The organism is Kibdelosporangium persicum (assembly GCF_013280595.1).
GTDB classification, from domain to species: domain Bacteria; phylum Actinomycetota; class Actinomycetes; order Mycobacteriales; family Pseudonocardiaceae; genus Kibdelosporangium; species Kibdelosporangium persicum.
In genome coordinates, this window is the sequence record NZ_JAAATY010000002.1 from 252793 (window position 1) to 273763 (window position 20971).

A 20971-nucleotide genomic window follows, 5' to 3' on the forward strand; every position below is an offset into this window, starting at 1 on the left:
CACGCCGGAAGAGAGAAGCCAACGAGATCACCCTGTCTGCGAAATGAGGACGGCTGTCGCGCCGAAATTACCCTTGGTTGCCACGAAGTTGTTGCCAGATGAGGAAATAGGCGCGGTGTACCACGTGCGCCACCCGGCTCTGCGCCGGTGTCGCGCCGAACGAGGCGAACGAACGCCACCAGCCCGCCCGCTCCAGCGCGTACGCGACCAGCTCGTGCTGCGGGCGCCCCTGCATGCCGAGCTGCTCGCCGACGTCCGCGCTGCCGCCGACCCGCAGCACCTCTTCGGCCAGGTCCTCGGGCATCGCCACGGCACCGGACGTGACCAGCGTGAGCGCTTCGAGCAGCCGCAGCGCGTGCGCTTCCGGCTTGGCCAGCAGGACCTCGATCGCGTCGTGCACGCGCTGGCGTTCACCCAGGTCACCGGATGCCTGGGCGAGCGCGGTGACGGACGCCAACCCGGCCGCGGCCTTGATGCCGTCCGCGCGGGCCCGGAACACCGCGTCGAGCCGGGCACGAACGGTCGCCAGGCCGGACGCGTCCAGCAGCTTGCGCCGCAGGGCGCCCGCGGTCAGGTCCGGGTCCTGGCGCAGCGCCTCGACGGCCTGGCCGATGCCGTAGAGATCCAGCTTCTCCAGCAGCCGCAGACGCGTGCCGCTGGGCACATCGCACTCCCACGTCGTGAAGATGTCCGCGGAGACCAGCATCATCTCCCACGTCACGTCGTCGAGCTGGGCGAGCTGCTTCAACGCGTCCGCGTCGGCGGAGGTGAAACCGCCGGACTCGGCCGTCTCGGCGAGCAGCCCGATCACCGGCAGCACGTCGGCGACCCGGGGCTTGAGCGAGACGGCCTGCTTCTCGGCCAGCAGCGACGCGGCCTTCCAGACGTCACCGTCCGAGCCGGCGACCGACTCCGGGGCGATCGTGTCCGCCTTGTTCAGCACCGCGATCGCGTTGACCGGCCCGGCTTCGCGGCTCGCGGTCGCCGCGGTGAACGCCGCAAGCGCTTGCTGGTCGTCCGCCCGTACGCCCTGCGTCACGACATAGAGCACCGCCTCGGCGCCCGCGACCGCGTTGCGCGAGGTGTCGTCCAGGTCGTTGGACTCCTCTTCGTCCTCGTCCGGCTTGGCCGCGCCGAGCAGCTGCTCCGTGCGGGCCACCGACGCGGCGTCCAGCGAACCGAGGCCGGGCGTGTCGATCACCGTGAGGTCCCGCAGCACCGCGTTGGTCAGGTACGCCTCGATGTGCGAGACCTGCTCGAAGTCCAGGCCGAGGGTGGCCGGGATCATCCCGGTCGCGTCGAAGGGCAGCACCTGTTTGCGGCCGTCCTTGAAGATCACCTCGACCCGGTCGACCGTGCCGTACTGGAACCTGGTCACCAGCCGGGTGCACTCACCGACGTCGGTCGGCGCCACCCGGCGCCCGATCAGGGCGTTGACCAGTGTCGACTTGCCGGACTTGATCCGCCCGGCCACGGCGACCTGCAGCGGCGCGGACAACCGGCGCAGTACCTCACGGAACCCGGCCGCGGTCCGGGCCGAGACCTGCGACTGCAACCGGACGCACAGCTGGGCGACCGCGGCCGACAACGGGCCAGCAAGGTGCTGCTGCTGGTCGGTTGCCGTCGTCACCCGTGGAATCGTGCCATGTCTTCACGACGCACGGTTGTGAACCCGGCATGGTCGCGCCGGTCATTTACGCCACGCAACGCGCCCGGCATCGCCCCAGCCCAGGTCGCGGCCACGCACCAGGCGATGCCGGCTGCGCGGGGCGGGGTGGAAATGGCCGGCTTCGGCGACCATGCCCGCCCGAGCGAAGCGAGGGCAATACAACACAGCATGGTCGCGCCGGTCATTTACGCCACGCAACGCGCCCGGCATCGCCTCGACCCGCGTGCGTGGTGCGACAGCCGGACGAAGCAGGGGCAATAGAACGGCCCGTTCCGGGGTAACCACGGGTCATGGACACGAACAGCTACATCGCCTTTCTCGTGGTCGGTGTCATCCTCGTGGCCATCGACGGGCAGATCATCTATCGGAGCGGGCGGCGGTATCTCGAGCGTTCTCATGGCGATTCCGGTGCGGGCGCGTCTATGGCGCGCCTCGTCACGGTGCTGTTCCACCTCGTGGTGCTCGGTCTGCTGATGCTGATCTCGACCGTCGATGTCGGGGAGACCCAGACCGAGGGTGTCGTACTTCGGCTCGGGATCGTTCTGCTGGTGCTCGCCGCGGCGCACGGCGTCACCATGGCGATTCTCGCGCGGATCAAGGATTCGCAGGTCCAGGAGCAGTTGGCCGAGGAACTGGCGAACCCGAACCCCGCCGTCCGGCACGAGCAGCCGCCGGAACCGAGCGTCGACAAGACGCCCACCACCACGACCAACCCACCACCGCCGTACCTCGCACCCTGATCAGCCTCAAGGGCTAACCAGACTCAGCCTCCGGCTCGACGCGCCGGAGGCTGACGCACGCTTAGGCTGCTAGGTGTGCGACGGCTGAGCTTGTGGATGCGTGCGCATCCGACGTTCGGCGACTCCTTGCTGGCACTGCTGCTGGTCGTGTTCGAGTTGCCGCAGTTCACGACCGCGTATGAACCGGACCCGTGGTGGGTCTACGCGCTGGTGAGCGCGGCGCTGATCGGACCGGTGGTGCTGCGCAGGCGCCGGCCGGTGCTGGCGGGTTACATCATCCTCGTCGCCGGGTTCACCCAACTGGTCATCGACGCGGTGTCGGCCAGGCCCGACCTGCTCAGGCCCGCGGACATGGCGATCGGTATCGCGCTGTACACGATGGTGGTCTACGTCGGCCGTCGCCAGGCGTTGATCTACGCCGCCTGGGTCACGATCGGCACGTTGCTCTGGTCGGTCTGGCTGATCAAGCCCCGTGGCGAGGAGGCTTGGTGGATCGCGGGCATCGCGGTGTTCGTGCTTTTCGCGTTCAGCTGGACGCTCGGCGAGTTCGTGGGCGCCCGCCGCGCGTACCAGGCCGAGGTGGAACAGCGACTGCAACTGCTGGAGACCGAACGCGACCAGCAAGCCAAGATCGCCGTGGCCGAGGAACGAGCCCGCATCGCGCGCGAGTTGCACGACGTCGTGGCGCACGCGGTGAGCGTGATGGTCGTCCAGGCCGACGGCGCTCAGTACGCCGTGCACACCAACCCTGAACTGGCCGAACGTGCGATCAAGACGATCTCGTCCACCGGACGGGAGGCACTGACCGAACTCCGTCGGCTGCTCGGCGTGCTGCGCGCCGAGGACAGCGTGGACGAACGGACCCCGCAGCCCGGCACGAACTCGCTGAACGACCTGGCCGAACGCGTCCGCCTGGTCGGGCTGCCCGTCCGGCTGAAGCTGAAGGGCGAGCTGGACAGCCTGCCCGCGGGCATCGGGCTGGGGATCTACCGGATCGTGCAGGAAGCCCTCACCAACACGCTGAAGCACGCGGGCGCGGGGGCGTCCGCGGTGGTCCGCGTCGCGCGGATCGGCGACAACGTCGAACTGGACGTCACCGACGACGGCTTCGGCACCCCGCACGAACTGGTGTCGATCTCCGGCGGCAACGGCCTGATCGGGATGCGGGAACGAGCGAACGTCTTCGGCGGCACACTGCAGGCGGGCCCCCGGCCGGGTGGCGGGTGGCACGTGCACGCGGTCCTACCGATACAAGGAAACATAGGCACATGATCAGAGTGGTGCTGGTCGACGACCAGGAGCTGATGCGCGTCGGCTTCCGGATGGTCCTCGGGGCCCAGCCGGACATGGAGATCGTCGGTGAGGCGGGAGACGGGGACGCGGCCGTCAAACTGGCCGCGGAACTGCGGCCGGACGTGGTGCTGATGGACGTGCGGATGCCCGTGCTGGACGGCGTCGAGGCGACCAAACTGATCACCGAGGCCGGCACGGCCAAGGTGCTCGTGATGACGACCTTCGACCTGGACGAGTACGCGCTCACTGCCCTGCGCAACGGGGCAAGCGGCTTCATGCTGAAGGACACGCCACCGGATCACCTGGTCGCCGCCCTGCGGTCGGTGGCCAGCGGCGACGCCGTGGTCTCGCCGAGCGTCACCCGACGGTTACTGGACCGGTTCCTCGGAGCGGCCGGCGGACAGTTGCGGGACGCGTCGGTGCTCGACGCGTTGACCGATCGCGAACGGGAAGTCCTCGTGCTGATGGCGCAGGGGCTGTCGAACACGGAGATCGCCAGGAAGCTGTTCCTGTCGGAGGCGACCGTGAAGACCCACGTGGGCCGGGTGCTGGCGAAGCTGGAGTTGCGCGACCGCGTGCAGGCAGTGGTGCTCGCCTACGAGACCGGCCTCGTCCGCCCGGGCGAGGCTTAGGCCGTGTTTCAAATGCCCGATCGCGATAGCCGGGCCGGATGCGGCCCCTGACGCCACACCGAGCCGATTCCGGCCTCCGGCCGGGGCAGACTCTCATCGACCGGGACATTCGAAACACGACCTTGCGTCCCGTCGGGCGGACGTTTCAGCGGTAGTCGTCCGGGTTCAGCGTGTGCGGGTCGAGGCCCTTGCCGAAGACGTCCTCGTACCAGCGGCCCCAGTCCGGTTGGGTGCCGTCGACGTCCTTGAAGTCGTACTCCCGCATCAGCCTCCAGGATGACAAGGACTGACCTGACCAGCGGCCGACGTCCGGGTCCTGGGCCAGTGCGGCCACCGCACGGCCGACGTAGTGCGGGGATTCGGCCATCGCGAAGTGGATGTCCTGGGCGATCGCGTCCCGCCAGTTCTCCTCGGTGACGTTCATGCCTTCGAGCATCGCCTCGGAGCGGATGAAGCCGGGCGTCAGGGCCAGCGCGGTGATCCCGTGCGCACTCAGCTGCCGGCCCATTGCCTGTGCGGTCCGGCGGATTCCGGATTTGACGAGGTAGTAGGGCAAAGCGACGCCGTGGTAGGTCTCGTCGTCGCCGTCGGTGACTTCGACGACCAGGCCTGAGCCCTGGTCGACCATCATCGGCAACAGCGTGTGCAGTGCGATCAGGTGGGTTTCGATCCCGTTGCGGTGCACGGCTATCGCTTTGTCCACATCGGATTCCCAGAACGGTGTGCCGTGGTCCACGAACGGGTCGCCGCCCCAGACGTCGTTCACCAGGACGTCCAGCCGGTCCAGCCGGGCGCGCAGGGCCTCGACGTCCGCCCGGACCGAGAAGTCGCAGCGGACCGCGATGCCCCGGCCGCCCGCCTTCGTCACCAGATCCGCTGTGTCCTCAATGGTTTCCGGTCGGTTCATCGGGCTCGCCGAGGTTCGGGTCGTTCGGCCCGCCACGTACACCGTCGCACCGAGGGCGCCGAGTTCCACCGCGATTCCCCGGCCGCATCCCCTGGTCGCGCCCGCGACCACAGCCACAAGGTCAGCCATTGTCCTGCCATCCTTCCAGTACCGCGGTGACGTCTTCGGTGATGCGGTCGACCAGGCTCCCGGCCGGCCGTACCGACCAGGCGATCGCCGTGCCGTTGGCCAACGAGACGAGGATTCGCGCGGCCTGCGGGGGCGCGCCGGCGACAGTCCGGGTGTGCACGGCCAGCTCCGCTTCGAAGGCCGCGAAGAACTCGCCGAGCAGCTCCCGCAGCTCGGGGTCGGCGAGGTCGATCGCCAGTTGACCGAGGTTGTTCGCCGCGGTTGACGGGTCGTCCAGCCCCCGGTAGACCGCGAGGATCGCGCCGAGCACGTCCGGTGCGTCCCGCACCTGGGCGCGGACCTGCCCCACGGCCGCCTGGCTCAGTGCTTTCAGCAGGCCGTGTTTCGAGCCGAACCGTTGCGACACCGTGCCGACCGAGACGCCTGCTTCGGCTGCCACGTCGGCGACTGTGAAGCCGGGGCCGTGCGTGCTGATGACCGCGCCGAGCGCGCTGAGCAGCCGCTCGTCGGTGATCGTCCGAGGCCTCGCCACGGCAATTAGTGAAGCACAGTTCATTAATTCTGTCGACCCTGAGCCCGGCAACTCAGGGACAGCTCGGGGTTCTCACCGATCACAAGCCGGTGGATCGTCCGCCACGCTACGACTGCGAGTTGACCCCGAGTTGGCACCACGGGACGACGCGATCGGACAGCCGTCCCGGCCACGATGGACACATCGAGGCGGGAATCCACTCTCAAGGAGCGACCATGATCGAGGCACGGGGCCTCACCAAGCGATATGGGAAGACCCTCGCGGTCAATGATCTGTCGTTCACCGTTCAACCGGGCCGGGTCACCGGCTTCCTCGGCCCGAACGGTGCGGGCAAGTCCACCACCATGCGGATGATGCTGGGGCTGGACAACCCGACCTCCGGTGAGGCGCTGATCGACGGCAAGCACTACCGGGAACTACGCCATCCGCTGCGCAAGATCGGCGCGCTGCTGGACGCGAAGTGGGTGCACCCCAACCGTTCGGCCTACGCACACCTGCGCTGGATGGCCGTTTCCAACAAGATCCCGGTCAGCCGGGTGGACGAGGTGCTCGACCTGGTCGGCCTGACCGCGGTGGCCAAGAAGCGCGCGGGCGGCTTCTCGCTCGGTATGTCACAGCGGCTGGGCATCGCGGGCGCACTGCTCGGCGACCCCGAGGTGCTGCTGTTCGACGAGCCGGTGAACGGCCTGGACCCGGAGGGCATCCTGTGGATCCGCAAGTTCATGCACCGGCTGGCCGACGAGGGCCGCACCGTGCTGGTCTCCAGCCACCTGCTGTCGGAGATGTCCCTCACCGCGCAGGAACTCGTGGTGATCGGCCGCGGCAGGCTGATCGCGCAACGCTCCACTGAGGACTTCATCCACGCCGCCACGGAGAACACCGTCAAGGTGCGCAGCCCGCAGGCGAGCAAGCTGCGGGACCTGCTCGCCGGCACCGACGCCGCCCTGCGCGACGACGCCGACGCGCTGATCGTGTCCGGTTTGGACGCCGCGCAGATCGGCGAGATGGCCGCGGCCAACCAGGTCGTGCTGCACGAGCTCAGCCCGCAGCGCGGGTCGCTCGAGGAGGCGTTCATGCAGCTGACCGGCGACTCCGTCGAGTACCACACCGAGCTGACCGAAACCGTTGACCAACTGGTGGATGTGAACCGATGACCCTGCTCGCCGTCGAACGGATCAAACTCTTCTCCACCCGGTCGCCGTGGTGGTGCATGGGCCTCGCCCTGACCCTGATGGTCGGTTTCGCCGCGCTGGTCAGCGGCTCGGCCGACAGCGCGGGCGACGTCAGCGTGCCCGTCACGCAGTTCGGCTACAGCTTCGCGCTGGCGGTCATCCTCGTGCTCGCCACGCTGTCGGTGACCACCGAATACCGCTTCAACACGATCAGGACCACGTTCCAGGCCGTGCCCAGCCGCACGTCCGCCCTGCTGGCCAAGACGACCGTGGTCGCGCTGGTCTCCGGGGTGCTCGGCACGATCGCCGCGTTCGGTTCGCTCGGCGTCGCCATGCTGCTGCAGCCGGACGCCAGCCTCGCGCTCAACAGCGAGGCCGACTGGCGCCAGGTCGCCGGCACCGGTCTGGTGACGTTCTTCGCCGCCGTCGTCGCGGTCGCGGTCGGCGTCCTGATCCGGCACACGGCCGGCGCGGTGTCGGTGCTGCTGGCGTACTCGCTGGTGGCCGAGGGCCTGGTCCAGCTGATCCCGCGGGTCGGTGACGACATCCACCAGTGGCTGCCGTTCAACGTCGCCAACCGGTTCCTCACCGGCAACCCGGACGTGGCCGTGGTCTTCGAGGGCCCCGGGGCGTCGACCAGCACGCTGAGCCCGTGGGCGGCGCTGGCCTACTTCGCCGGGTTCTCGATCGTCATGCTGCTCATCGCGCTCGTCACCGCCAAGCGGCGGGACGCCTGAACAAAAGAACCACCTGGTGGGTCCGTCGGGGGTCCCACTGGGCGGGACGGGGGATGAGAGCCCGGGCCACCTTTCGGGGGGTGGCCCGGGTTTCTCTGTTGGTCTGGTCACGGACGGTTGCGATCACTGCCGTGCCTTGCAAGTATGTAACGAGCGATCTAGCGCACGCGGCCCGGTTAAGACCACGTTAAGAGGCTGTGAGGTGCCGCACGTGTCGCGGACAACGATGTTCGACTGGCGCTCAGATCGATGTTGACTCCGTCACGAACCATCGGAGGTGGACGTTGACGGTCGCAGATGTAAGCGCACCAACCGAACCGCCGGAGCCGGTCATGCCGAACAACGGCGTGGGGCGCCGCGAACTACGAGTCGAACCGATGATCGAGCTCGAATGGTCGCAGGCCATCGAGCCCCACACCGCGCTGGCATCGATCGCGGCCGCGACCAGGCCAGCCGAGACCCGGCGCGCGTGGGTACACCGTGCACCAGAGGACCAAGTGCTGGCGCTGTACCGCTCAGCGTCCGAAGTCGACCACGAGCTCGCCGCCCCGTGGTGGCTGAAGGCGTTGGCAGCAGGCGAGTTGAGCTCACGGGCCGAAGGCTTCCTGCTGGAGGACCGGGTCGGCAAACTGCTGGATGCCCGTCCTGGCTGGGTTTTCGTGCCGTGGAGCAGTGACGGCGACTGCGGCTATTGGGAGTACATGCCATCCGAACGCCGGGTGAGCGGACCCGCGGTGCCGACCACCCTGGTGCTCACCCACCGGCACACCGGGTGGCTGGACATCTATCCCGTGCACCTCACGACCGGCCGGGCGCCGGCGCCGCTGGCCGTGAAGGGAATGGGCGACCTGCGGTCCAACCTCGCCCGCTGGGAGAGCGTGTTCTAGCGTCTTCGCCGTGGAACAACAGCTGCACAGGCGCACGATCGTCAGCTACGTCCAGCGTGGCGGGCGGATGACGGCCGGCCAGGAACGGGCGTGGGAACGGTATTGGCCGCGGCTCGGCCAGGACGTCTCCGCCCTGCCCGCCGGACCGGTGGACACCGGCGCGTGGTTCGGCCGGTCCGCGCCCGTGGTGCTGGAGATCGGTTCGGGGATGGGCGAGACGACGGCCAAACTGGCCGCCGCCGCGCCGGAGGTGAACTACCTGGCCGTCGAGGTGTACCAGGCCGGCCTGGCGCAGCTGATGATGCGTGCCGCCGAGCTCGGGCTGACCAACCTCCGGCTGCTGCGTGGTGACGCGGTCATCCTGCTCACCGACCACATCGCACCGGACTCGCTGTCCGAGGTCCGGCTGTACTTCCCGGACCCGTGGCCGAAGAAGCGGCACCACAAGCGCCGGATCGTCCAGCCGGACTTCGTGTCACTGGTGGCGTCGCGGCTGGCGCCCGGCGGCCGGTTCCACATGGCGACCGACTGGGAGCACTACGCCGAGCACATGCTCGAGGTCTGCACGGCCGAACCCGGGTTGCGCAACGTCCACTCCGGATGGGCGCCGCGGCCGCAATGGCGTCCGGTGACCAAGTTCGAGTCGCGGGCGCATGCCGAGGGCCGGGACATCCGGGATCTCATCTTCGAGAAAGCGCACAGCGCCTGACGATCAACCACTGAGAGTAGTTCGTTCGACTGCGGCAGTACCCGACCAGGTAGTTGAGCCGGGTGGGACATTCGGCCGATGAACACCGCGTGACTGCCCTGCTGTCAGCCGAGATGGTCGCCGCTGAGGAGTTCCTGCACCGGTTTCACGGTGCCCGCCCGCGCGCAGGCCATGTGCAGATAAGGCTCAACAAGGTCCGTGCGCAGATCCTGGCGACCGGGACGTACGAACACACCCGTGCGGAACTCGCCTACGGCGCACGGATCGCCCTGCGGGACAGCAGCGTGTACACCGACGGCGTGCCGTGGCGTGAACTGTTGGTCCGTGACCTGCGTGCGGCACGGACCACCAACCAGGTCGCGACCGCGTGCGTACAACACCTACGGCTCGCGGCGGGCAACGGCCGGGTCCGTCCCACCGTGACGATCTTCGCGCCGAACGGCCCGCGCGTGGTCAACGAACAGCTGATCCGCTACGCCGGTTACGCGCAGCACGGCCAAGTGCTGGGCGACCGCAGGCATGTGGCGTTCACCGAGACCGTCCGCAAGATGGGCTGGTGTCCGCCCACCACACGCAGCGCCTTCGACCTGCTGCCCCTGGTGGTGCAGGACGAGGAACAGGGCACGCGGCTGTTCGGGTTGCCGCGTGACGTCGTGCGGGAGATTCCGCTGGAGCACCCCGGGCTCGACTGGTTCGCCGGTCTCGGCCTGCGCTGGCACGCGATCGGTGCGTGCTCACGGCGGCTGTCGATCGGCGGCGTGCGGTATCCGGTGGTGTTCAACGGGATCTCCACGTCCTCGGCGATCGGCGCGGAGGCGCTGGGCGACGACCGCGCGTACGGCTTCGGCCGGGTGATCGCCGACCGCCTCGGTCTGGACACGTCGGCCGACGAATCGGTGTGGCGAGAACGCGCCGTGCTCGAACTCGACCGTGCGGTGCTGCACTCCTTCCGTGCGGCTGGAGTGACCATCGCATCGCGGGACGCGCGTCCGGCACGGCGCGAGTCGGGCAGGTACCCGCCAAGCTTCCTGGGATAACGTCTGCACATGCGACAGCGTTTGCGTGCTCCGATCGTGCTGCCCTGCGACCCGGATTGCTCGGTGCTGCGGAACGCCGTGGTGGACATCGAGGACGACGGCCGCATCGGGTACGTCGGCCCGCTGGCCGACGCCCCCGGTGACGAGCCGGTCACCGACGTATCCGGAATCCTGCTGCCTGGCCTGGTGAACACGCACGCGCACACGCCGATGACCGTGCTGCGCGGGATGGGCGGCGACCTGCCGCTGCTGCGCTGGCTGCAGGAGGTCATCTGGCCGGCCGAGGCGCGGCTGAGCCCGGCCGACATGCGGGCCGGGATGCTGCTCGGGTCGGTCGAGATGCTCCGCGCCGGCGTGACCACGAGCGTGGAGATGTACTTCCACCTCGACGAACTGGCCGAGGCGGTGCTGCGGACCGGCGGGCGCGCCGTGCTGACCGGCGGGATCATCGAGGCGCCCGGCTTCAAGTGGCGGTCGCTGCTCGACGACGTCAGCGGCTTGATCGACAGTCAGGGCTTGCGGTTCGGCCCGGGCGACCGGATCGAGATCGGGTACGGGCCGCATTCGGCGTACACGCTCTCGCCCGAAGTCCTCACCGAAGTCATGGCCGCCGCACACGAACGTGACGCCCTGGCGCACATCCACGTGGCCGAGGCCGCCCTGGAGGACGCGGACCAGCGCACCGCGCACGGCTCGGTGCCCAAGTTGCTGGAATCACTGGGTTTCTACGGCGGCCGGGTGCTCGCCGCGCACTGCGTGCACCTGTCCGACGAGGACATCGCCATCTTCGCCCGGCACGGGGTCGCGGTCGCGCACTGCCCGGGCTCGAACGCCAAGCTCGCGTCCGGCATCGCCCGCGTCCGTGACCTGCGCGAGGCAGGCGTGACCGTCGGCCTCGGCACGGACGGGCCGGCCAGCAACGACGACCTCGACCTGTGGGAGGAGGTCCGGCTCGCCGCGATGCTCAGCCGTCTGTCCACTATGGACGCCTCAGTGCTGGTCGCGCCGGATGTCCTGTTGATGGCCACCCGCGTGGGCGCCGCCGCGATCGGCCGGGACGACATCGGCGCACTGGAGGCAGGGCGCTGGGCCGACATCGTGCACATCTCGACCGACGCGCCCGCGTTCGCCGCGGGCGTGGACGTCCCCGACGCCCAACTGCTGTCCAATGTGGTCTGGGCCGCCGGCGCCCGTCAGGTCCAGGACGTCTGGGTGGCGGGCGACCAGGTCGTGCGCGACTACGAGCCGACGCGGGTCGACCGCTTCGAGATCCAGGCCCAGGCGGGCGCGGTCACCCAGCGGTTGCTCTCGGGCGGATGACCACTTCGGTGGGGTGCGCGTCGGCAGGCGCGGTGATCGCGTTGAGCACGAACTGGGCGACGGTCTCGGGCTTGAGGTACTTCTCCGGCTCGTAGTCGCCCTGTTCGGTGGCCCGTACCCCCCGCTGCATCTCGGTGGCCGTGCGACCAGGGAAGACCGAGGTGACCCGGATGTCGGGTTCCTCGGTCCGCAGGGCGTCGGCGAAGGCGCGCAGCGCGTACTTGCTCGCGGCGTAGGCACCCCAGTTCGCGTTCACCCGCAGCCCGGCGCCCGAGTTGATCAGGATGACGTGCCCGTTCGCGGCCCTGAGCTTCGGCAACAGCACACGGGTGAGCTCGGCGACCGCGATGACGTTGAGCTCGAGCGTCTCCCGCCAGGTCCGCACCGACGTCTGGCTCAGCGGCGCGATCTCGACCATGCCCGCACTGTGCACGAGCACGTCCAGGTCCGGGATCTCCGCCGTCCTGGCCGCCAGGGCGTCGAGGTCCCGCAGGTCCACCGGCCACGGCCGGCCCGGCAGCCCTTCCGGGATCTTGCGACCACCCAGCCACACCTCGTGCGTCGGCGCCAGAACGTGGGCGATCGCCGCCCCGATCCCACCGGACGCACCCGTCACCAAAGCTGTCTGCACACCCCGACCCTAGGTGATCAGCACCCACCTAGGTCGTGTTTCGAATGTCCCGGTCGATGAGAGTCGGGATCGGGGCGGTTCCTGGCGTCGCCGCGGGATCGCCGCGAATACTGGTTTGTCTTTGGGCGGTCCCGCGGTGGCGTCAGGGGCCGCATCCGGCCCGGCTATCGCGATCGGGCATTTGAAACACGGCCTAGCCCGGAACGCCCAAGACAGCACCTGTCTGTCTCGGAGAGCACGTCGTCCAGCACTTTGATCAGGTGGTCCGGGCCTTCGAGGACGGTGGTGTTGGGGCGTTCGGCGATCCTATCGAACAGGCGTTCAGCACGCTGTCGGCGCTGGTTCGTGTCGCAGCACACTAAACCTCCGGCCGGCCTGGAGCGTGGAATGGATGTGAGAGCGGTTGCTGCCGGCTCGGATGCCGGTCCGTCCAGCATGGACGCGATGGCGGCGTTCGCGGCACTGTTCGACGAGTCCTTCGAGGCGATGAGGCGACTCGCGTACCTGCTTGGTGCCGATGACCCGGAGAACATCGCGCAGGAGGCGTTCGTCCGGCTGCATGGCCGTTGGCAGACGTTATACGACGACAGCAAGGCGCTGCCGTACCTGCGGGCGATGGTGGTGAATCTCAGCCGGTCGAGGCTGCGGCACCTGCGTGTCGTGCGGCGGACGCCGCCGGATGTGATGCTCGACGAGTTGTCGGCCGAATCGCACGCGATGGCCCGGCAGGAACACAGGCGGATCAGGGAGGCGCTGGGCAAGCTCTCCCGCAGGCAACGGGAAGTGCTGGTGTTGCGCTATTGGCTGGACCTCGACCAGGCCGCGATCGCCGAGACGCTCGGCGTGGCGGTCGGCACGGTCAAAGCCACCACGTCACACGCGATGACCAACCTGCGCAAGCACCTGGAGGAGTGGTGATGGACGAGCTGGAGCACCGGCTGCGCTCGGCACTCACCGAGTTGGCCGAGGAGGTGCCGCCGAGCCACGGCGCGTGGGAGGAACAACAGCGCCGGCTGGCGTTGAAAAGTCGTCGAGATCGACGTCGACCGGCTGTTATGGCGGCCGTGGCCGCGGCGGTGGTCGCGCTGATCGCCGTCCCCGTGGTGATCATCAACCAGCAGGTGAGCAGTCCGGTGGACCCGGCCGGGTCGTTGCCGCTGGTGACCAACCCGCCGGAGTCGTCGAGGGCTCAGGTGTCCAAGAGCCGCGTCCAGTACGTCCCGCTCAAGGGCGAATCACTGGTGACCGAGCCGGCCATCGTCGGTTCGCAGTACTTCACAAACGACCGCACGATGCTCCTCACCTACGCGTACACCGTGCGGATGCCGGACGGCGACTGGCAGCTGTGCCGGGCGCAGAACATGGAGGGCCAGCCGATCAACGGTCCTCAGCAGACCACTTTCGGCACACCCTCATGCCAGCCGCTGCATCAACCGAAGGACGGCAAGTTCTTCTGGGGGCGGCGTGAGATGTCCTCGCCTGGCGCCCCGGGCACCTGGGTGTACGTGATGAGCCACCCCGCGGACAACCTGATGCTGGCCCGCGCGGACGACAGCCTCCTGATGGCTCAGTCGAAGGCGGTCGGCAAGGACTTCGTCCTGTTCGTCGCGTATGTCGGTTCACCGAAGCCTCCGATCCGGTGGACCGTGCGGGACGCGAGCAACCAGACGTTGCAAGACGGTTGACGAACATCAGGTGAACACAAGGCGACCATCGGTCGTTCACTTTCCGGGCCAACCGGCTTAGTGTCGAGCTCCTCGGCGGACCGACTGGAGGAGTCCCGATGCCACCACGCATCCCCTTGCCCCTGCTCAACAGTGGCAGCCGGGCCGCGGTAATCTGTGAATACCGCTGCGGTAACGCCTGCTCACACGAAGCGCCGAACCCGTCGGCGAACGAGTACCTCGGTGACATCGTCACGAACGTGATCAACCGGCGGGGAGCGCTCAAAGCGGGCGCCGTGGTCACGTTCGCGGCGAGCGGCGTGGTCGGCCTGACCGGTTCCGCCGCCGCTGACGGCCGGCGCGCGACACCCGGGGTGAACTTCGAGCGCGTCCAGCCCAACACGTTGGACGCCGTCGTCGTGCCCCCGGGCTACGAGCAGGCCGTGGTCATCCGCTGGGGCGACCCGGTGTTACCGGGCGCGCCGGCCTTCGACTTCGACAGGCAGACCGCGGACGCCCAGGCCAAGCAGTTCGGCTACAACTGCGACTTCGCCGCGCTGATGCCATTGCCGGGCCACGGCCAGCTGCTGGTCACCAACCACGAGTACACGTCCGAGAACTTCATGTTCAAGGGCTACAGCTCGGCCAACCCGACCGAGGAGCAGGTCCGCATCGGGTGGGCGGCGCACGGGCTGTCGGTCGTGGAGGTCGAACAGGTCCGTGGCTCGGGCCGGCTCAGGCCGGTGATCGGCCGCCACAACCGGCGGATCACCATGACCACGCCGTTCCGGATGACCGGTCCGGCGGCGGGCAGTGACCTGCTGAAGACCTCGGCCGATCCGACCGGCACGGTCGCGCTCGGCACGCTGAACAACTGCGCGGGCGGCGTGACGCCGTGGGGCACGATCCTGTCCGGCGAGGAGAACTTCAACCAGTACTGGGCCAACGCGGGCCAGACCGCGGAACCGGTCAGGTCGCGGGCCGCGCGCTACGGCGTCACCAGCGGGGCGACCAGCCGCAAGTGGGAGCGCTACGACAAGCGGTTCGACATGCTGCAGGAACCCAACGAGGTCAACCGGTTCGGCTACGTCATCGAACTCGACCCGTACGACCCGGAGTCCACGCCGGTCAAGCACACCGCGCTCGGCCGCTTCAAGCACGAGTGCGCCAACATCCGCGTGGCACGGGACGGGCGCGTGGTCGCGTACTCCGGCGACGACGAGCGCTTCGAGTACCTGTACAAGTTCGTGTCCAAGAACAAGATGCGCAAGGGCCACAGCCGTGCCGCACGTCGCTACAACATGACCTTGCTCGACGAAGGCACGCTGTACGTCGCCAGGTTCACCGGCGACAGCCCGCCAAGCGAGATCGACGGCACCGGCAAGCTGCCGTCCGACAAGAGGTTCGACGGCGCCGGCGAGTGGATTCCGCTGGCCGACGGCCGTCGGTCGTTCGTGCCCGGGATGACCGCCGAGGAGGTCTACGTCTTCACCCGGCTGGCCGCCGACAAGGTCGGGGCGACCAAGATGGACCGCCCGGAGGACGTCCAGGCCAGCCCGAAGACCGGCAAGGTCTACGTCGCGCTGTCCAACAACGTCGAACGCGGTGTCACGCCGGGCAAGGAGAGCGCGACCGAGCCGAACCCACGCAACAACAACAAACACGGTCATGTGCTGGAACTGACCGAGCACGACCCGTTGTCGCTGCGGTTCGACTGGTGGTTGTTCCTGGTGTGCGGCGATCCGAAGGACCCGAACACGTACTTCGCCGGGTTCCCGCGCGACCAGGTCAGCCCGATCTCCAGTCCGGACAACGTGGCCTTCGACCCGTACGGCAACCTGTGGATCTCCACCGACTCGGCGGGCGCGCTCGGGATCAACGACGGCCTGTACGCGGTGCCGGTCGACGGCCCGGAACGCGGCAACCTCAAGTTGTTCCTCACGGTGCCCAGGGGCGCGGAGACGTGCGGTCCGATCGTGCGGGAACGGCTGGTCACGGTGTGCGTGCAGCATCCAGGCGAGCTCGACGGCCACAGCGCCGAGAACCCGGCGTCACATTGGCCCGACGGCGGTGACAGCCAGCCACGGCCCTCGGTCGTCGCGGTGTGGAAACCAGGACGGCGCGGTCCGGAGCGCATCGGCTTCTAACCCCGCGTAACCAGGCGATTCTCCCGTGCGATGGCGTCAGCTGTTCGCCTCGCGTTCACCTGGATGTCGGCTGATCAACCCTTGTCACGCTTACGTTTCAGCCGTTCCGGACTGACCCTCGTACGGGAGGCCTCGCGTGTCCTCACGCCCCGAGCCTGGCCGCCGCATGCTGCCTTTGCTCACCGACAACCACCACGGGCGGCAGGCGATCACCTGCCAGTACCGCTGCAACAACGCCTGTTCCCATGAGGCACCCAACACCTCGGACAACGAGTACTTCGGTGACGTCGTGCGCGATGTCGTGCGCCGCCGCGGCATGCTCAAGGCCGGCGCCGTGTTCGCCGTGGCCGGCGCCGGTGTGACCGCGCTGGGCGGTACCGCCGCGGCCGCCCCGGCCCAGAACGCCGAAGCCGAGGCCCACGGTCGTGGCCGCCCGGACCGCCGGGACGGCTTGAACTTCGACCCGGTCGCCCCGAACACCGAGGACCGGATCGTCGCGCCGGAAGGCTACGACCAGTCGGTCGTGATCCGCTGGGGCGACCCGGTGCTGCCCGGCGCGCCGAAGTTCGACTTCGACAGGCAGACCGCCGCCGCGCAGGCCAAGCAGTTCGGCTACAACAACGACTTCTGCGGCCTCGTGCCGCTGGGCCACAACCGCTGGCTGATGGGCTCGAACCACGAGTACTCGTCCGAGACCTTCATGTTCAAGGGGTACGACTCGGCCAACCCGACCGAGGAGCAGGTCAAGATCGGCTGGGCGGCGCACGGCTTCTCGGTCGTCGTCGTGGAGAAGGACTTCTGGTCGGGCAAGCTGGTGCCCAGGCTGGACCGGCACTACAACCGCCGGATCACCGTCACCACCGAATTTGTCCTCGACGGCCCGGCGGCGGGCAGCAAGTACCTCAGGACCTCGGCGGACAGCACCGGCCGCAAGGTTCTCGGCACGCTGAACAACTGCGCCGGCGGCGTGACGCCGTGGGGCACGATCCTGTCCGGCGAGGAGAACTTCAACGGTTACTTCGCCAACAGCAACTCCGGCTCGGTCGACCCGCGTGTCGCCCGCTACGGCGCCCCCAGCGCGACCACCTCGCGCAAGTGGGAGCGGTTCGACCAGCGCTTCGACATCGCCAAGGAGCCGAACGAGTTCAACCGGTTCGGCTACATCGTCGAGATCGACCCGCACGACCCGAAGTCGGCCCCGGTGAAGCACACCGCACTGGGCCGCTTCAAGCACGAGGGCGCCAACGTCCGCGTCGCGCGGGACGGCCGTGTAGTCGTCTACATGGGCGACGACGAGCGCTTCGACTACATCTACAAGTTCGTCTCCAAGGGCCGCATCAAGCACGGCAACAGCCAGCGCGCCCGTGAGGAGAACAAGAAGCTGCTGTCCGACGGGACGCTGTATGTCGCCAAGTTCACCGGTGACAGCCCGGCCGCGGAGATCGACGGGTCCGGCAAGCTGCCGTCCGACGGCGAGTTCGACGGCGTCGGCGAGTGGATCCCGCTGGCCAGCGGCGACAAGTCCTTTGTGGACGGATTCACCGCCGAAGAGGTGTACGTCTTCACCCGCCTGGCCGCGGACAAGGCCGGCGCGACCAAGATGGACCGTCCCGAGGACGTCGAGCCGAACCCGAAGACCGGCCGGGTGTACGCGGCGCTGACCAACAACACCGACCGCGGCGTCCGCCCCGGCAAGGAAGGCGCGACCGAGCCCAACCCGCGGATCGGCAACAAGCACGGCCACGTCCTGGAGTGGGAAGAGCGCGGCAACGACCCGACCGCCACGAAGTTCTCGTGGAAGCTCTTCCTGGTCTGCGGTGACCCGTCGTCGCCGGACACCTACTTCGGTGGCTACGACAAGTCACAGGTCAGCCCGATCTCGTGCCCGGACAACGTGGCCTTCGACAAGCGCGGCAACCTGTGGATCTCCACCGACGGCAACGCGCTGAAGTCCAACGACGGCCTGTTCGCCGTACCGACCGAGGGCCGTTATCGCGGCCGGGTCAAGCAGTTCCTGACCGTGCCGAAGGGCGCGGAGACCTGTGGCCCGGTCATCGAGGACGACTTCGTCCTCGTCTCGGTGCAGCACCCGGGTGAGTTCGACGAGGCCAGCGCCGAGAACCCGCTGTCGCACTGGCCGGACGGCGGCACCAGCCAGCCGCGGCCGTCCGTGGCCGCGATCTGGCCGCGCCGCGGCAAGATCTGCGACTGATCACGAACTGTGGTGGGGCCGGAACTCCGGCCCCACCACATCACGGCTCAAGAAGAACCACGGGATCGAACGAGATCTTGATCAGGTAGCCGTCCTGGCCCTCGTACTTCCCGACCATCGGTGCATACGGGAGCGGCAGGTAACGCTCGGCGAGACCGGTACTCCACATGCCGTAGAACTCGATCAACGGATCGAATCCCAATGCCCGCGTCACCCGCCACCTCCGTCAAAAGGAACCTCAGCCTTCCACGTCACCGCGGATGAAGGCCTCGACGGCGTCGCGGGCCTCGGAGTCCGAGTACTGCTCGGGCGGGGACTTCATGAAGTAGGACGAGGCCGAGAGGATCGGCCCGCCGATGCCGCGGTCCTTGGCGATCTTGGCGGCGCGGACCGCGTCGATGATCACACCGGCCGAGTTGGGGGAGTCCCAGACCTCGAGCTTGTACTCGAGGTTCAGCGGGGTGTCGCCGAAGGAACGGCCCTCCAGGCGCACGTAGGCCCACTTGCGGTCGTCCAGCCAAGGCACGTGGTCCGACGGCCCGATGTGCACGTCGGCCTTCTCCATCTCGTGCGGCACCTGCGAGGTGACCGCCTGGGTCTTGGAGATCTTCTTCGACTGGAGGCGTTTGCGCTCCAGCATGTTCATGAAGTCCATGTTGCCGCCGAAGTTGAGCTGGTAGGTCCGCAGCAGCTCGACTCCGCGGTCCTCGAACAGCTTGGCCAGCACGCGGTGCGTGATGGTGGCGCCGACCTGGGACTTGATGTCGTCGCCGACGATCGGCACGCCCGCGGCGCGGAACTTCTCGGCCCACACCGGGTCCGAGGCGATGAACACCGGCAGCGCGTTGACGAACGCGACGCCCGCGTCGATGGCGCACTGGGCGTAGAACTTGTCCGCCTCCTCCGAACCGACCGGGAGGTAGGACACCAGCACGTCCGCGCCCGACTCCTTGAGCACCTTGACCACGTCGACCGGGTCCTCGTCGGCCTCGGTGATGATCTCGCGGTAGTACTCGCCCAGCCCGTCGAGGGTGTGGCCACGCTGCACCGTCACCCCGAGCGGGGGCACGTCGCAGATCCTGATCGTGTTGTTCTCGCTGGCCACGATGGCTTCGGACAGGTCACGCCCGACCTTCTTGGCATCCACGTCGAACGCTGCGACGAACTGCACGTCGCCGACGTGGTACTCGCCGAACCGCACGTGCATCAGGCCGGGCACGCGGGTGGCTGGATCGGCGTCGCGGTAGTAGTGGACGCCCTGCACCAGCGAAGCCGCGCAGTTTCCGACGCCGACGATGGCCACTTTCACGCTTTGGCCCATGCCGGTTCTCCTTATCCTTGTCCGCTGACGGCGCCTTCAGCTGCCGTCACTGGTCTTTCCGCCGGCTCACAGCGCGCCGCCATCCTGCTCGCGCTGTTCCTCGGCGATCAGCTCGTTGAGCCACCGCACCTCGCGTTCACTGCTCTCCAGTCCCATCCGGTGCAGCTCGCGGGTGTAGCGGTCGATCTGTTCGCCCATCCGGGCCAGTGCCGAACGCTGGCCTTCCCTGCGTTCCTCGACCCGTCTGCGGCGGCCTTCCAGGATCCGCATCCTGACTTCGGCGGGTGTCCGGGAGAAGAACGCCATGTGGACGCCGAACCCCTCGTCGTCCCAAGTCTGGGGACCGGCGTCGGCCAGCAGTTCGGCGAAGCGTTCCTTGCCGTCCGCGGTGAGCTTGTAGACCCGCTTGGCCCGGCGTCCCCACGTGCGGTTCTCGTCCGGATCCTCCTCGACGATGAAGCCGGCGCGTTGCAGGCGGCGCAATGTGGGATACAGGGACCCGTAGGAGAAGGTGCGTAGGGTGCCGAGCAGGTCGAACAACCGTTTACGCAGTTCGTAGCCGTGCATCGAGGCCTCGTGCAGCAGCCCGAGGATGGCGAACTCAAGCACCGAGACCTCCCTTCCGGACACCTTGACCTACCGGCCGATTATATCGTTGCGATACATCGGGCGCCGGTTCAACGAAATGAGCCTGTGGCAATCGACACCTCCGCATTGATCCGCAGGTCGAAGGGCTGACAGTGGCCCGCTGCGCCGAACGGCGCAACGGTCCTCAGCTGGGGGCACGTAGTCTGTCCGGTGTGCGGACCCAACGTCAGGTCGTGGACTACTCGCTGCAGCGCCGTGCGCTGCTCGCCGAGGTCTACTCCGGCCGGGTCGGCACCATGGAGGTCTGCGACGCCAGTCCCTACCTGCTGCGAGCAGCGAAGTTCCATGGTCAGCCGACGGACGTGCAATGCCCGGTGTGCCGCAAGGAACCGCTCACGCTGGTGTCGTGGATCTACGGGGACGAGCTCAAGCACGCCTCCGGATCCGCGCGTTCGCCCGAGGAACTCGCCAAACTGGCGAACCTCTACGAGGAGTTCACCGTGTATGCGGTAGAAGTTTGCCGCACATGTTCATGGAACCACCTAGTGCAGTCATACGTCTTGGGAACGCGTGGTCTGCGTTCCGGCAAGCCACGCAGGAGGACAGTGGCGGAGTGAGGCGGTTGCAAACGCACTTGTTTCGTC

General features: G+C 68.2%; 21 protein-coding genes. 14 read left to right on the forward strand and 7 right to left on the reverse strand.

The window, feature by feature from the left end; all coding sequences use genetic code 11:
• Positions 1-67 precede the first annotated feature (67 nt).
• Entirely contained in the window at positions 68-1639 is a 1572-nt protein-coding gene (locus GC106_RS05755) for a dynamin family protein (protein WP_173125569.1), read from the reverse strand.
• A gap of 320 nt (positions 1640-1959) precedes the next feature.
• Between GC106_RS05755 and GC106_RS05760 the strand changes: the two genes are divergently transcribed.
• The 3 genes from GC106_RS05760 (at position 1960) to GC106_RS05770 (ending at position 4334) form a co-directional block, all read left to right on the forward strand.
• Entirely contained in the window at positions 1960-2409 is a 450-nt protein-coding gene (locus tag GC106_RS05760; RefSeq protein WP_173125156.1) for a hypothetical protein, read from the forward strand.
• A gap of 96 nt (positions 2410-2505) precedes the next feature.
• Positions 2506-3681 carry a sensor histidine kinase gene (locus GC106_RS05765; protein WP_173125571.1) on the forward strand — a complete coding sequence of 392 codons (1176 nt, stop codon included), beginning with the start codon at positions 2506-2508 and terminating at the stop codon, positions 3679-3681.
• The gene (locus tag GC106_RS05770) at positions 3678-4334 is read left to right on the forward strand and encodes a response regulator (RefSeq protein WP_173125158.1); all 657 of its coding nucleotides are present in this window, start codon (positions 3678-3680) and stop codon (positions 4332-4334) included. Before GC106_RS05765 ends, GC106_RS05770 begins: the two co-directional genes overlap by 4 nt.
• A 145-nt stretch (positions 4335-4479) precedes the next feature.
• Here GC106_RS05770 and GC106_RS05775 read toward each other — a convergent pair whose 3' ends face one another.
• Complete coding sequence (locus tag GC106_RS05775; RefSeq protein ID WP_173125160.1) at positions 4480-5370, reverse strand: SDR family oxidoreductase; 891 nt, start codon at positions 5368-5370, stop codon at positions 4480-4482.
• Positions 5363-5902 (reverse strand): TetR/AcrR family transcriptional regulator, encoded by a 540-nt coding sequence (locus tag GC106_RS05780; protein ID WP_173125162.1) that lies wholly within the window; start codon positions 5900-5902, stop codon positions 5363-5365. The genes GC106_RS05775 and GC106_RS05780 overlap by 8 nt, the downstream gene beginning before the upstream one ends.
• 215 nt (positions 5903-6117) lie before the next feature.
• Here GC106_RS05780 and GC106_RS05785 point away from each other — a divergent pair, with 215 nt between their 5' ends.
• From GC106_RS05785 to GC106_RS05810, 6 genes are all read left to right on the forward strand, one after another.
• The gene (locus GC106_RS05785; protein WP_173125164.1) at positions 6118-7056 is read left to right on the forward strand and encodes an ABC transporter ATP-binding protein; all 939 of its coding nucleotides are present in this window, start codon (positions 6118-6120) and stop codon (positions 7054-7056) included.
• Positions 7053-7811, forward strand: a complete 759-nt coding sequence (locus GC106_RS05790; protein ID WP_173125166.1) for an ABC transporter permease — start codon at positions 7053-7055, stop codon at positions 7809-7811. Before GC106_RS05785 ends, GC106_RS05790 begins: the two co-directional genes overlap by 4 nt.
• A gap of 332 nt (positions 7812-8143) precedes the next feature.
• Positions 8144-8698: a hypothetical protein gene (locus GC106_RS05795; protein ID WP_173125168.1), complete on the forward strand. Its 555-nt coding sequence runs from the start codon at positions 8144-8146 to the stop codon at positions 8696-8698.
• 67 nt (positions 8699-8765) lie between these two features.
• Complete coding sequence (trmB, locus tag GC106_RS05800; protein WP_217280136.1) at positions 8766-9407, forward strand: tRNA (guanosine(46)-N7)-methyltransferase TrmB; 642 nt, start codon at positions 8766-8768, stop codon at positions 9405-9407.
• A gap of 89 nt (positions 9408-9496) precedes the next feature.
• A complete protein-coding gene (locus tag GC106_RS05805; RefSeq protein WP_173125172.1) occupies positions 9497-10444 on the forward strand; it encodes a nitric oxide synthase oxygenase in 948 nt (315 codons plus the stop codon).
• A 9-nt stretch (positions 10445-10453) separates the two neighbouring features.
• On the forward strand, positions 10454-11764 hold the full coding sequence (locus GC106_RS05810; RefSeq protein ID WP_173125174.1) for an amidohydrolase family protein: 1311 nt from the start codon (positions 10454-10456) through the stop codon (positions 11762-11764).
• Here the strand turns inward: GC106_RS05810 and GC106_RS05815 are convergent.
• A complete protein-coding gene (locus GC106_RS05815; protein ID WP_173125176.1) occupies positions 11736-12395 on the reverse strand; it encodes an SDR family oxidoreductase in 660 nt (219 codons plus the stop codon). The genes GC106_RS05810 and GC106_RS05815 overlap by 29 nt on opposite strands.
• A gap of 393 nt (positions 12396-12788) precedes the next feature.
• Between GC106_RS05815 and GC106_RS05820 the strand changes: the two genes are divergently transcribed.
• The 4 genes from GC106_RS05820 (at position 12789) to GC106_RS05835 (ending at position 18418) form a co-directional block, all read left to right on the forward strand.
• Positions 12789-13313 (forward strand): RNA polymerase sigma factor, encoded by a 525-nt coding sequence (locus GC106_RS05820; protein ID WP_312872455.1) that lies wholly within the window; start codon positions 12789-12791, stop codon positions 13311-13313.
• Positions 13313-14080: a hypothetical protein gene (locus tag GC106_RS05825; RefSeq protein ID WP_173125178.1), complete on the forward strand. Its 768-nt coding sequence runs from the start codon at positions 13313-13315 to the stop codon at positions 14078-14080. The genes GC106_RS05820 and GC106_RS05825 overlap by 1 nt, the downstream gene beginning before the upstream one ends.
• Positions 14081-14178: 98 nt before the next feature.
• On the forward strand, positions 14179-16206 hold the full coding sequence (locus GC106_RS05830; protein WP_173125180.1) for a PhoX family protein: 2028 nt from the start codon (positions 14179-14181) through the stop codon (positions 16204-16206).
• A 166-nt stretch (positions 16207-16372) separates the two neighbouring features.
• Complete coding sequence (locus GC106_RS05835) at positions 16373-18418, forward strand: PhoX family protein (protein ID WP_217280138.1); 2046 nt, start codon at positions 16373-16375, stop codon at positions 18416-18418.
• Between the two features lie 40 nt (positions 18419-18458).
• Here the strand turns inward: GC106_RS05835 and GC106_RS05840 are convergent, their stop codons facing one another.
• From GC106_RS05840 to GC106_RS05850, 3 genes are all read right to left on the reverse strand, one after another.
• Positions 18459-18632, reverse strand: coding sequence for a hypothetical protein (locus GC106_RS05840; protein ID WP_173125184.1), 174 nt, complete (start codon positions 18630-18632; stop codon positions 18459-18461).
• A 24-nt stretch (positions 18633-18656) separates the two neighbouring features.
• Complete coding sequence (locus tag GC106_RS05845; protein ID WP_173125186.1) at positions 18657-19739, reverse strand: inositol-3-phosphate synthase; 1083 nt, start codon at positions 19737-19739, stop codon at positions 18657-18659.
• 66 nt (positions 19740-19805) lie between these two features.
• Positions 19806-20348, reverse strand: coding sequence for a PadR family transcriptional regulator (locus GC106_RS05850; RefSeq protein ID WP_173125188.1), 543 nt, complete (start codon positions 20346-20348; stop codon positions 19806-19808).
• A gap of 191 nt (positions 20349-20539) precedes the next feature.
• Between GC106_RS05850 and GC106_RS05855 the strand changes: the two genes are divergently transcribed.
• Positions 20540-20944, forward strand: coding sequence for a DUF5318 domain-containing protein (locus GC106_RS05855; protein ID WP_173125190.1), 405 nt, complete (start codon positions 20540-20542; stop codon positions 20942-20944).
• Positions 20945-20971 lie beyond the last annotated feature (27 nt).